The organism is Nocardia sp. NPDC004860 (assembly GCF_040609015.1).
GTDB lineage: Bacteria > Actinomycetota > Actinomycetes > Mycobacteriales > Mycobacteriaceae > Nocardia.
In genome coordinates, this window is sequence record NZ_JBEXJI010000017.1 from 1 (window position 1) to 11,380 (window position 11,380).

10 protein-coding genes and 4 pseudogenes are annotated in these 11,380 nt (G+C 62.3%); 8 read left to right on the forward strand and 6 right to left on the reverse strand.

What is annotated here, in order from left to right:
- The 4 genes and pseudogenes from ABZV44_RS27005 to ABZV44_RS27020 form a co-directional block, all read left to right on the forward strand.
- Nucleotides 1-370, forward strand: a 370-nt coding sequence (locus ABZV44_RS27005) for an integrase core domain-containing protein (RefSeq protein ID WP_354841833.1), incomplete at its 5' end; no start/stop codon positions are given.
- Nucleotides 371-577: 207 nt separating this feature from the next.
- Nucleotides 578-775, forward strand: coding sequence for a hypothetical protein (locus ABZV44_RS27010; protein WP_354841836.1), 198 nt, complete (start codon nt 578-580; stop codon nt 773-775).
- Nucleotides 772-1,134: a hypothetical protein gene (locus ABZV44_RS27015; RefSeq protein WP_354841839.1), complete on the forward strand. Its 363-nt coding sequence runs from the start codon at nt 772-774 to the stop codon at nt 1,132-1,134. The genes ABZV44_RS27010 and ABZV44_RS27015 overlap by 4 nt, the downstream gene beginning before the upstream one ends.
- Before the next feature lie 47 nt (nt 1,135-1,181).
- Nucleotides 1,182-1,541 (forward strand): annotated as a pseudogene (locus ABZV44_RS27020) (transposase); the annotation flags it as partial.
- Nucleotides 1,542-1,678: 137 nt separating this feature from the next.
- Here ABZV44_RS27020 and ABZV44_RS27025 read toward each other — a convergent pair.
- Nucleotides 1,679-3,115, reverse strand: a complete 1,437-nt coding sequence (locus ABZV44_RS27025; protein ID WP_354842227.1) for an amidase family protein — start codon at nt 3,113-3,115, stop codon at nt 1,679-1,681.
- A 42-nt stretch (nt 3,116-3,157) separates the two neighbouring features.
- Here ABZV44_RS27025 and ABZV44_RS27030 point away from each other — a divergent pair, with 42 nt between their 5' ends.
- A complete protein-coding gene (locus ABZV44_RS27030) occupies nt 3,158-3,331 on the forward strand; it encodes a hypothetical protein (protein WP_354841842.1) in 174 nt (57 codons plus the stop codon).
- Between the two features lie 312 nt (nt 3,332-3,643).
- Here the strand turns inward: ABZV44_RS27030 and ABZV44_RS27035 are convergent.
- Together ABZV44_RS27035 and ABZV44_RS27040 are read right to left on the reverse strand one after the other, a co-directional pair.
- A pseudogene (locus ABZV44_RS27035) lies at nt 3,644-3,865 on the reverse strand (hypothetical protein); the annotation flags it as partial.
- A gap of 179 nt (nt 3,866-4,044) precedes the next feature.
- Nucleotides 4,045-4,227: pseudogene (locus tag ABZV44_RS27040) on the reverse strand (helix-turn-helix domain-containing protein); the annotation flags it as partial.
- Nucleotides 4,228-4,506: 279 nt separating this feature from the next.
- On the opposite strand from ABZV44_RS27040, the gene ABZV44_RS27045 reads away from it, so the two are divergent.
- Nucleotides 4,507-6,204: an IS1182 family transposase gene (locus ABZV44_RS27045; RefSeq protein ID WP_354841845.1), complete on the forward strand. Its 1,698-nt coding sequence runs from the start codon at nt 4,507-4,509 to the stop codon at nt 6,202-6,204.
- A 34-nt stretch (nt 6,205-6,238) separates the two neighbouring features.
- Here the strand turns inward: ABZV44_RS27045 and ABZV44_RS27050 are convergent, their stop codons facing one another.
- On the reverse strand, nt 6,239-9,550 hold the full coding sequence (locus ABZV44_RS27050) for a protein kinase (RefSeq protein WP_354841848.1): 3,312 nt from the start codon (nt 9,548-9,550) through the stop codon (nt 6,239-6,241).
- Between the two features lie 184 nt (nt 9,551-9,734).
- On the opposite strand from ABZV44_RS27050, the pseudogene ABZV44_RS27055 reads away from it, so the two are divergent.
- Nucleotides 9,735-10,026, forward strand: a pseudogene (locus ABZV44_RS27055) (IS3 family transposase); the annotation flags it as partial.
- Here ABZV44_RS27055 and ABZV44_RS27060 read toward each other — a convergent pair.
- Both ABZV44_RS27060 and ABZV44_RS27065 read right to left on the reverse strand, forming a co-directional pair.
- Nucleotides 9,948-10,238, reverse strand: coding sequence for a helix-turn-helix domain-containing protein (locus ABZV44_RS27060; RefSeq protein WP_354842230.1), 291 nt, complete (start codon nt 10,236-10,238; stop codon nt 9,948-9,950). The pseudogene ABZV44_RS27055 and the gene ABZV44_RS27060 overlap by 79 nt on opposite strands.
- A gap of 243 nt (nt 10,239-10,481) precedes the next feature.
- A complete protein-coding gene (locus ABZV44_RS27065; RefSeq protein WP_354841850.1) occupies nt 10,482-10,781 on the reverse strand; it encodes a helix-turn-helix domain-containing protein in 300 nt (99 codons plus the stop codon).
- A 274-nt stretch (nt 10,782-11,055) separates the two neighbouring features.
- Here ABZV44_RS27065 and ABZV44_RS27070 point away from each other — a divergent pair, with 274 nt between their 5' ends.
- A complete protein-coding gene (locus tag ABZV44_RS27070) occupies nt 11,056-11,178 on the forward strand; it encodes a LuxR C-terminal-related transcriptional regulator (RefSeq protein ID WP_354841853.1) in 123 nt (40 codons plus the stop codon).
- Nucleotides 11,179-11,380 lie beyond the last annotated feature (202 nt).

The following is an 11,380-nucleotide window of genomic DNA, read 5'->3' on the forward strand; positions in this document are numbered from 1 at the left end:
GGTCGAACGGTCGATCACCGCCGACCGGCTCATCGACGAACTCGACCGCATCGCCGTCAACCGCGGCTACCCGGCCGCGCTGCGCTGCGACAACGGACCCGAACTCGCGTGCGCGGCGATGGCCGACTGGGCCGGGGAACGAGTTGGGGTGGCGTTCATCCCGCCCGGCCAACCCTGGCGCAACGGCTACATCGAATCGTTCAACGGCCGCCTACGAGACGAATGCCTCAACATCAACAGCTTCTGGTCGCTGACCCACGCTCGGGTCGTGATCAGCGACTGGAAGGACGAATACAACCACCGCCGAAGACATTCCGCTCTGGGCTACAGCACCCCGGCCGGATACGCTGCAACCTGCATCCACCGATAACCGGCTCTCATGCGTGGTGGACCGAACTCCAGGGTCCCGTCAATAGGTGACAACCGAGATGGCTTGCCGAGTGGCGGGCCTGAGAGGATGTCGCAGTGCCCAAGCCGTATCCGAAAGAGTTCCGCGACGATGTCGTGCGGGTCGCCCGCAATCGCGAGGACGGGGTCGCGCTCGAGCAGGTCGCGGGCCGATTTCGGGGTTCATCCGATGACGTTGTCGAAATGGATGCGCCAAGCTGACGTCGACGATGGGAACAAGCCCGGAACCACGCGCAGCGAGTCCGCGGAGTTGCGCGATGCTCGCCGTCGGATCCGTTTGCTCGAGCAGGAGAACGAGGTCCTGCAGCGCGCCGCGGCGTATCTGTCGCAGGCGCAGATACCGGGAAAAGGCTCTACCCGCTCGTGAAAGAGCTTGCCGCCGACGGGATTCCCGTGGCGGTGACGTGCCGGGTGCTGCAGCTCGCTCGTCAGCCCTACTACCGGTGGCTGGCCGATCCGGTCACAGCCGGCGAACTCGCCGAGGCGTATCGGGCCAACGCGTTGTTCGACGCGCACCGCGACGACCCTGAATTCGGTTACCGGTTTCTGGCCGACGAGGCCCGCGAAGCTGGCGCGTTCATGGCCGCGCGGATCGCGTGGCGGATCTGTTCGACCAATCGATGGTGGAGCGTGTTCGGCAAGCCCCGGCGGGGTAAGAACGGCAAACCCGGGCCACCTGCAAGGACCTCGTGCTCGACCACGGCGAAGCCGCGCTGCGCCACGTGACCTGGCGATACGGCAGCAAAACCAGCCCCACCAACCCGAACGCCGAGTTGACTTCCCGCTTCACCGCGATCCGGGTCCGCCCGTCGGGCCGCATCATCACCCCTGCCCCGACGGCACCTTCCCCGAGCTTTGGCTGTTGGCCGATGGCCCACCGGCGCAAGCGAACCCACCGACTACTGGCTGTCCACCCTGCCACCCGACACACCCATCACCGACCTCGTCCGACTCGCCAAAATCCGCTGGCGCATCGAGCACGACTACCGCGAACTCAAAGACGCCCTCGGTCTCGACCACTTCGAAGGCCGTTCCTGGCTCGGCTGCCACCATCACGCCACCCTCATACCGCCGCCCACCTGTTCCTCACCACCCTCCGGTTCGCCACCCCAAAAGCAGACGGGCAGGACTGACCCTCTACGGCATACTCGGCAAACTCCAATGCGCACTTGCCATCTGGACCGGAACCTGCCCGCTCTGCCACCACACATACTTCGACCCAACAAAGTCCTACTAGTCGATCGACAGCGGTCACTGCCGCTGAATGACGCTATGGAGTGGTGGGCTCGATGGGTGTGGGAAGGGGAAGTGCCTCGGTGAGCGTCGCTGTCACGTCGAGTACCTGGTCTTCGGCGAAAGCGCGCCCAGTGATCTGGACTCCCAAGGGCGCCTTGCCGTGCCGTGCCGCGGTTCCCATGCCGACCCCGGGCAGCCCGAGCAGCGGAGTCGCAACGGATACCCACTGGTGTCCGATGATCTCGGCTGTTCGTTCGACCGAGCGCGCGTCCTCGCCGCGCACGTATGGCGGCTCCCCGGATGCGGCCGTCAACAGGATCGGAGTGTCCGCCATGAATTCGGACATCTCTCGACGCAACATCGATCGGCGTTGCAGGGCGGTGGAGAACTCGGTGAGATCTTGTTTCCCGAACGCGTCATCGACCAGTTCGATGAGGTGCTTCCAGAATGTCAGCCCTTCCGCTCCCGCGAACTGTTCCATGTACTGCGAGTAGCCGACGGAGACGAGTTCGTTGATCGCGAGCTGCCACCACAGCGCGGCCGCTTCCTCGAGTTGGGGAAGGTGTACTTCCTCGACTCGATGGCCCTGGTCGCTCAGGGCGGCGGCGGCCTGGTCCAGTGCGGATTCGACCTCGGCGGTGTTTTCGGCGACGAACAGGCCGTGCTTTGGGCGAACGACCCCGATCCGGGGTTTGGCGGAGCGGTCGTAGGGCAGTCGGTAGTCCACTGCGAAGGGATCGCGCGGATCCGGGGCGCCGATGACCTCGAGAGCGATCCGCAGATCCTCGACCGATCGAGCCAACGGACCGTCCACGCAGTACTCGCGTGCCGCGTTCGGCATACCGAGGCCCGGCTGGGCCAAGAGCCAGGTCGGCACTCGATTGACGGTCGGGCGCAACCCGAGGACGCCGTTGACCGCGGCGGGATAGCGGATCGAGCCGCCGATGTCGTTGCCGATAGCGATCGGAACCGCACCGACCGCCACGGCGACGCCCGCACCGCCACTGGACGCGCCACTGGTCGCCGTGTGGTCCCACGGATTCCTGGTGGGGCCGAAGGCCGCCGACTCGGTGGACCACCGGAACCCTCCCGGTGGCATACGGGTTCGTCCGACAACGATCGCGCCGGCCTCGGTGAGGCGTTGCGCCACCGGGGCCGTGTCCGCCGCGCCCGGGATCTGGGCCAGTTCGGGTACGCCGCTGCTGGTCGGGTAGCCCGAGAGGTCGTGATTGGACTTCAACGCGACCGGTACGCCGTGCAGCGGCCCGAGAACGGTTCCCGCGGCGAGCAATTCGTCGGCCCGATCCGCGGCCTCCAGCGCGCCACGGGTCAGATCCTCGAACGCGTTGGACACCGGTGCGGTCTGCGCGATCCGCTCGAGTGACGACGAGACGGCCTCCCGCGAGGACACCTCCTTACGGCTGATCGCGCGCGCCATCTCGGCGGCCGTCAATTTCCAGATTTCGCTCATTGATAACACCTCGGTTGCTGATGAAGAACGCACCAATGCTAAGTGACCGGTATCACAAGGGTGCGCAACCCGTTCCGCTGGACGGAACGTGATTACATCGCGCTGTGCGAGCGGGCGATTTCGCTGATGGGTGGTGTGCAGAGTCGAATTCGCGCAGGGCCGACCGCCTTGTGTAGTGACGTCGGCGCCGGGCAAGGTGTTGCGACATCGGCGTGAGACCGTACCCTCGATATCTGCCCACCTGGGTGCGGTCATGCCCATGCCGTATCGCTGATTGGGCGATACGGCATGCGCCTGACCGCGGGCTCTGATGTGGGAGTGGATCGTTATGCGGTCCGGGGAAGTTGGGCGCGACCGAGGGCGTTTGACGCTGCGGCGCAAACCTGGCGGAGGGTGGTCTCGAGGTGGTGGGCTTCGAGGTTGCCGTGGGGTCCCGCCACCGAGAGCGCGGCGATGGCGCGGCCACGGCCCGAAGACCGGCACTGCAATGCATGACAGTCCGAGTCGGCTTTCCTGGTTATCGTACGCCACACCGTTACGCCTGATAGTGGCCAGTTCGCTCGCCAGCTGAGCTGGGTCGACGATGGTGTGCTGGGTGATGCCTGCAGTGGGGAAGCAAGTACCGGGGTGGCGGTCTGAGGATGGTAGGCGAACAGGACCTTGTCTACCGCGGTGCAGTGGGCCGGGAGTCGCCCACCAATACGGGAGGGCGCCGGAATGGTGCGGTGGCCGTACAGTTTGGCGAGACAGACCACATCGGTGCCGTGTAGAGCGGCCAGATGCACTGTATGCCGGGTTGTTTCGTAGAGATCGGTGAGGAAGGGCAGCAGCAGATCCTGGACGCGTTCGTGCTCGGGTGAATACACCGCCTGACCCAACTGATGCAGTCGGGCACCGAGGCGATAACCGGTTCCTATACGTTCGACGACACCGTTGCGCTCGAGCATGCCGAGCACGCGGAAGGCGGTCGACTTGCTCAGCTGGGCGCGTCGCGCGAGCTCGCTGACGCCAACGCCACTGCTGGCCTGGTCGCCGAAGGCGACCAGCAGGCTGATGGCCTTGTCGACGGCGGCGCCGTCGCCGCGGACCGGTTCGGCAATTGACGTGGTCATGCTCGTTCCTCTTGCTCACGCCGCGGTGTCAACTTTAGTGCACCAGTTTGGCACTTATACATGACAATCATGCAAACCCGGCATCCGTCCGTCAACAATGACGAACTGTCAATTTAAAGTGACATATAGCGCTAGTAGCTGGGAGTTGCTGCTGTCGGTTCAGTCGCCGTTCGTCACTAGCTTGACTCTGTCGGTGATCTTGGAATTCGGCATGTCGTGGCTGGCGGGCTGCCACACTGCGAGGCGCGAAAAGCACTGCGCCCTCGAAGGAACTGGTGAATGTCACTCGGACCAGGACCGGCCAAGACGGTCCCGCCGCTGACGGCGCGGGTGGCCCGCGCCAGCAATCCCCACGGCACCACGGCGATGTGGATACGCGACCGGCTCGAAAGCCTGTGGAGCAACAAGGATTTCACCGACTGGTATCCACGTGATGGGCGACCCGGTCTGTCCCCGGCCCAGCTGGCCACCGTGTGCGTGCTGCAGTACGTGCTGGACCTGTCCGACCGACAGGCGGCCGAGGCCGTGCGCTGCCGCATCGACTTCAAGTACGCGCTCGGCCTGGAGTTGGACGATCCCGGCTTCCATCACAGTGTGCTCAGCGATTTCCGTGACCGGCTCGCCGAAGGCGACCGCGCCGACCGGCTGCTCGATCTCGCGCTGGCCCGACTCACCGAGGCCGGACTGGTGCACGAACGCACCACTGCGCGCACCGACTCCACCCACGTCCTGGCCGCGGTGCGCGACCTGACCCGGCTCGAACTGATCACCGAGGCCGTCCGCGCCGCACTCGAAGAACTCGCCCGCACTGCTCCGCAACTGCTGGCCGGCCTGGTCGACGAAGAATGGGGACGCCGCTACGGCCGTCCAGTTCGCTTGGGCAAGAACCCAACTCGACCCAAGACCCGGATCCTCACCACTGGCGAGGACGCGGGCCAACTGTTCGAGCACCTGCGGGAGCACGGACCCGACTACCTGTCTGGTCCCCAGGTCCAGGCACTGCGACAGATCGTCCTGCAGAACTACTACCGCGACGAGAAGGGCCGCCTGCGCTGGCGCACCGACGACGACGGCGGTCTGCCGCCCTCGTCGCTGGCGATCGTGTCTCCCTACGACACCCAGGCCCGCTACGCACGCCGAGGACAGGTCACCAGGTGGAAGGGGTTCTTGGTCCACCTGACCGAAACCTGCGCGGCCGAGGGCGCCAACGTGATCACCGACGTGGTCACCACACCGGCCACCACCCACGACGCCCAGGCCCTGCCCGGAATCCACACCCGCCTGAAGCGCCGCGGGCTGCTTCCCGCCGAGCACCTCGTCGACGGCGGCTACACCTGCCTGGTCCACGTGGCGCACGCGGCTCGTGAACACCAGGTCACCCTCACCGGCCCGCTGCCCGGCAACCCCACCCGCCAGCATCGAGACAACGACGGCTTCGGCCGCGACGACTTCCACATCGACTTCGACCGCCGACAAGTCACCTGCCCCCGAGGCGAGATCAGCAAGGGCTGGCACGGTCCCTACCCGACGTCGTCTCCGACAGCGGCTCCACTGATCGTGGCGCGGTTCACCAAAGGCCAGTGCCAGCCGTGTCCGGTCCGCAGCCGGTGCACCACTTCCAGTGACAGCGCACGCAATGTGGGATTTCCACCGAAAGAGCTCCTCGACCTGCAAGTTCGATCCCGCGCCGAGCAGCAGAGCCCGGCCTGGCGGCAGCGGTATGCCGTGCGTTCCGGCATCGAGGGCACCATCTGCGAATTCGCGCACGGGCACGGCATGCGGCAATGCCGCTACCGCGGCCAACCCAAGACCCACGTCCAGCACGTACTGACCGCCATCGCCGTGAACATCGAACGCCTCAGCGCGGGAGGGCTACCGGACCAACCCTCCCCGTCCAGGCCACCAACAGCCTTCCAAAACCTCCTGGACCAGAACGGAATTCACCGACAGCGGTCCTGGCGGGCACTCAACAGCTGATCTTGAAACTCACAAGATCACCGACAGAGTCAAGTTAAGGGTCTGTCGCACCGTTGCGGTTTCGCTTTTCCACGATCCAGGCAGCGATCTGCGCTCTCGAGGTGAATCCGAGCTTCGATAGAATGTGTTCGACATGCCCTGAGGCAGTTCGTTTCGATATTACGAGCCTGGCCGCTATCGCATTATTGGTCAGACCTTCCGCGACCAGATCAGCGACCTCCAGTTCTCGATCGGTCAACGATGCCGGATCATGATCGCGCGGTCGCCGCGCCGCCTTCGGCTGCACTCCGAGCGCGTATGCAACCGCGCGATCGACGCCAAGAGCCCTTCCTTTCGAATAGAACTCCTCGAAGATACTTCCGCCAAGAGCACTACGATTCGAGGCCTCGGAATCATCGTGATGAACAGCCAATTCCGGATATGCGATTGACGATGTTTCGATGGAAGATCCTAGCGAATCAGCGGCACCCATAAGCAATGCAGATCTCTTGGGGTCGCCTTCATGACTGGAGATCCATGCAAGCGGCTCGAGAATTCCAGCGATCGCAAACATATCATTGAATGGACTGGCCAATACGAGAGCTCGTTTCAGTCGTTCACTTGCCTCGCCATAATCCTTCTGCCGGATTGCGTTTATTCCTGTCGCCCACAAAGAGTAGGACCGATAGACGGATTCGCCTCGAGGTTCGACGATTTCAAGAATATTTTCGTGGCAAGCGGCGGATCCTTCGTGATCACCTTCTATCGCGAGTGCAACTCCGAGAAAAAATAGCGCTGGGATACGCAGCATGAGGTCGTCCCTGACATCGAGAGCCGCCAGCGCTTGCTCCAGCTTGGAACGTGCCAACAGATGATCACCAGACCAGAGCGCAAGGCCCCCTTCCTCGAGAGCGATTTGCGCAGCAGCCAACTGATCGGGCAGGCCAGCAGCCAACGCCCGCGCCTGCTCGACCCGCTCGGCCCCGGCAGCAATATCGCCTTGAATCCCAGCGAGTACAACGCTCGCGAAAAGAGCCTTCAGCTTCCGCTCAGGCGCCGCAGCGCTCGATTCGGCTGACAGAGATCGATCAAGCCACTGGCGTCCTTCGGTCAACTGCCCCTGCGACAGCCAGAACGGGAACAGCGCACCGGCCATATCGAGTGCTGAATCAAAGTTCAAAACACGGATGAAGTAATCCATTGCTTCACGCAGGTTTGATTGCTCACGCTTGAATCTGGATATCCATTCCAATTGTTTCACGCTGATCCATCCCGCTTCCGCGTGAGCAGTCATATCCTTGTACCATTGCCCGCACCTCTCGACGAGGCTTCCGTATTCGCCGGACTGCATCAATTTCTCACGACCGTACTCACGGAGAGAATCGAGCATTCCGAAACGAACACTTGAATCGACTTCTTCCCGGACAAGGATTGACTTGTCGACCAGAGAAGTAAGTACGTCGACTAGCGGACCCGAATCCTCACCTTCTTCACAAACACCCTCGGCGGCATCGATCTCGAAGCTTCCAGCAAACACCGAGAGTTGCGCCCATGCCTTCCTCTCCTCGTTCGAGCAGAGATCGTAACTCCAATCCATACACAGCCTTAGGGACTTCTGCCGAGCGGGAGCCGATCTACTTACAGTGGAGAGAAACCTGTACCGCTCTTCGATATTCTCCTCAATTTGAGCTACAGGCATGACACGAAGCCTTGAAGCCGCCATTTCTATCGACAACGGCAGTCCGTCCAGATAGCGACATATACGGACGACTGAATTCACATTGTCCTCGTCGATTTTGAAGCCCGGAACTATCTCTCGCGCACGCTCTGCGAACAACGTCACGGAATCATACGCACCGACCCCCTCGACCGTAAGGAGATGATTCGCATCAGGCAACGCGAGCGGGAGAACGCGCATAGCTCGCTCTCCGCTGATATTGAGAGACTCACGACTCGTGGCGAGAATTCGCACCTTTCCGCAGGTACGCATTATCAGTTCAGCAAGATTCGCAACAGCATTGATCACATGCTCACAGTTGTCGAATACAAGCAATAGCTCCTGATCGGATGCGAACTCGACGAGGACTTCGCTCAGGGGGCGCGGCGAGGATTCCCGCAATCCCATGGCCTTCACCACGACGTTCACGAGAAGCGACTCGTCAGTCAGGTCGGATAGGTCGACAAACCAGACGCCGTCTGCAAAGGACCTCTGCAGGTCCGCGGCGAGGCGCAAGGCCAGGCGAGTCTTGCCCACCCCACCTATCCCAGTAAGCGTCACCAGTCGAGCGGCTTTCAGGAGCTTCTTCCCTTCAGAGAGCTCAGTTCGGCGATCCACCAGGCTGGTCAGCTCCAGAGGCAACTGCCGATGGTTCGATCGGCGGGCGGCGATCTCACGTGCGATCGGCACATCTCGCATCGTCGGGGTGCCTAGACCGCGTTCCATCTCAGATGTTGGAGCGGGCCCGACAGAGACATCGTTTGCCACGGTGCCTATCTCGGCCGTTGAGCCGGTCTGGATTCGTTGCAGGGACCGGTAGAGATCCATCGTTGTCGGCCGGTCCCGCGCATCGCTGGACATCGCTCGGGCGATAATGGCCCGCAACGGCGCGGGGATCCCTGCTTCGCGTATGCCCGAATTCTGCTGGCTCGCGACCCGAAGAAACTGCGCTACAACGTCTTCGCCGGTACGGCGCTCATAGGCTGCATGCCCAGTGACCGCGCAGAACAACGTCGCGCCGAGTCCATAGATATCCGAGGCCGGGCTTGGTGCGTCACCACGTAGTATCTCAGGTGCCATGTACGCGGGCGAACCGGTGACGGCGTCCGCGGAGGTTTCGAATCCTCCTGCGACATGAGCAATCCCGAAATCCGCAAGGACCGGCTCGTCACGGTCGGTAAACAGGATGTTCGAGGGCTTGACATCACGATGAAGTATCTGATTTTCATGAATCGCGTCCAAGGCGCGGGCGATCTTCAGACCTACTTGAATGGTCTCTTCGATAGAAAGCGGTCCGCTCTTGCGGATCCGTGCATCGAGAGAGCCCCTTGGGTAGTACTGCATCACGATGTAAGGACGGCCCGTGCACGTGGTCCCTACGGCAAAGATGCTCACAATATTCGGTGTACCCGTCAGAGATCCCATGGCCTGCTGTTCTCGGAGGAACCGCGCAACGTTGTCTGCGTCCAGTCCGACAGTGAGCACTTTGACAGCCACCGTCCGGCCCAAGGATGGCTGCTCGCAGCGGAAGACCACCCCGAATCCGCCGAGGCCCAGCACCTGAGCATTCACGAATCCTGCCGCAGACAACTCGTCTGCGACGCCCGCAGCCATGTCGTATGTCGCACTCCGCGCATTGCTCTCAGCCATCGGGGGTCTCCCAGTGCCGACTCCGTGACTTTCGGGGCGTAACGGCCGACGTCCAGGACCAATCCTTGCGCTGAGCTGCAGTACCCGCCTGTCACCTGGCTCCAGGTTACCGCCTGAGCTTGTGGTTTAAGGTTGTGTTCCGACGCCCCGGTTGATCGTGGGTGAAGGGGTGAGCAAACCGTCCAAACAGACGGTCACCGAATTGGGCATCCACCCGGTGACACTGTCGAAATGGTTGCGCCAGGACGAGATTGATCGAGGCCCGCGACCAGGTAAGTCATCGATCGAGTCGGCCGAACGACGGGCGGCCCGCCGGCGGATCCGGGAACGGGAGGGTGAAATGGCGATGATCCGGCAGGCCGCGAAGTTCCTCGGCGAGGACAAGCCGCGCCCGGCTCTACCCGGTGACCGACCGTCTCGTCGATGCTGGGGCACCGGTGGACAGGTATTGCCGGATCCTGGGAACTGCCCGGCAGAACGAGCACAATCGAACTGAATCACTGATATGCAGCGCCCGCAGCCGTGCGTACAAGGTTGTCCGGCTGATACCCAGTTCAAGTGCGACTCGGCTCTTGTTTCCATTGCAACGCCGCAGCGCGTCGGTGATGACATCCCCTTCCGCGCATTCGCGATCAGACAATCGGCATGCAGGGGAGACCGTGCGGTATTGATCCGGCAGGTCGTTCACAGCGATATCCCCTGGCTGCGGCGTCTGAGCACATGTGCAAGAACCGCCTTGAGCTCATGTAAGTTTCCTGGCCAGTTCTGCGTTCCCAGCAATTCGATGACGCTAGGGAGAAGACGAACCTTTGCTGTCGGATCCAGTTCGCTCACCAGGTGATATGCGATTTCGGCTATCTCAGGCACGCGATTGCGTAGCGGTCTCACCGATCGAAGAACGTAGTTCCGTCGGCCAGCTCGGTCATGGCGATCACCACTCCACGATTGCCGGCCACACGTTCAAAACTCCGCTCCAGCAGCTTGGTAAGCCCTGACCACGGGTCAGGGCCCGCGCGGCCTCAACCGCATTCGCCTCGAGCTGGGCAACATATCGATCCAGAATCTCGGCAACCAGCTCGGATTTGTTTGCGAACCGCCGGTACACGGTGCCCACCCCAACCCCCGCCGCATGCGCTACGTCATCGAGTGTCACATCGATTCCGCGCTCGGCGAAAAGGCGATCGGCGGCGGACAGTATCCTCGCCTGATTTCGCACGGCGTCCACTCGCATACGACGAGCCTGGGCGGGAGGTTCGCATTTGGTCATTGTGCAGAAATCCTATCGCAGACCACATAGCAGCACACGTGGTCAACCGGCCGAGCATCCACCTTGTGTCACTTTCAATATGCCATTCGTAATTATTGACAAACTACCCGATTGCATGCGCCCCGGGTGAATCCCTCACCGGCTCGACGGCCGGCCATTCCGGCACATTTATCCATCGGGAGCAACGGGTCGCGGACCTCGTCCGACACGGCTCACCAATAAGCAAATCGCCGCCGAGATGGCGATCTCACAACGCACGGCCGATAGCCACATCGAATACATATTGACCAAACTCGGGCTCAACTCACGCGCCCAGATCGCGGCATGGGCAGTGGAGAACACACAAGAAGATGCTTCGTGACCACGTGTGGTCATGCCCGTATTTCATGCCAGCCCGGGTTCAGAATTGACGGCACACTCAAAACTGCATTCACGCGAGAGAACAGACACGGGGGCATCTATTCCTGCGAGTCGCACCGGTCGCGTCCGGTCGAAAGCAGGAGCACGATGCGGAGTACCAGGCTGCTCGGCTCGAATAGGGGATCACGATCCTCCAGTTTGGA

What these genes read in the sequence shown, in the direction of transcription:
- ABZV44_RS27010 (WP_354841836.1), top strand. Translation starts at nt 578, where the DNA reads ATGACGTTGTCGAAATGGATGCGCCAAGCTGACGTCGACGATGGGAAC.
- ABZV44_RS27065 (WP_354841850.1), bottom strand. Translation starts at nt 10,781, where the DNA reads ATGCGAGTGGACGCCGTGCGAAATCAGGCGAGGATACTGTCCGCCGCC.
- ABZV44_RS27045 (WP_354841845.1), top strand. Translation starts at nt 4,507, where the DNA reads ATGTCACTCGGACCAGGACCGGCCAAGACGGTCCCGCCGCTGACGGCG.
- ABZV44_RS27050 (WP_354841848.1), bottom strand. Translation starts at nt 9,550, where the DNA reads ATGGCTGAGAGCAATGCGCGGAGTGCGACATACGACATGGCTGCGGGC.
- ABZV44_RS27070 (WP_354841853.1), top strand. Translation starts at nt 11,056, where the DNA reads ATGGCGATCTCACAACGCACGGCCGATAGCCACATCGAATACATATTG.
- ABZV44_RS27025 (WP_354842227.1), bottom strand. Translation starts at nt 3,115, where the DNA reads ATGAGCGAAATCTGGAAATTGACGGCCGCCGAGATGGCGCGCGCGATC.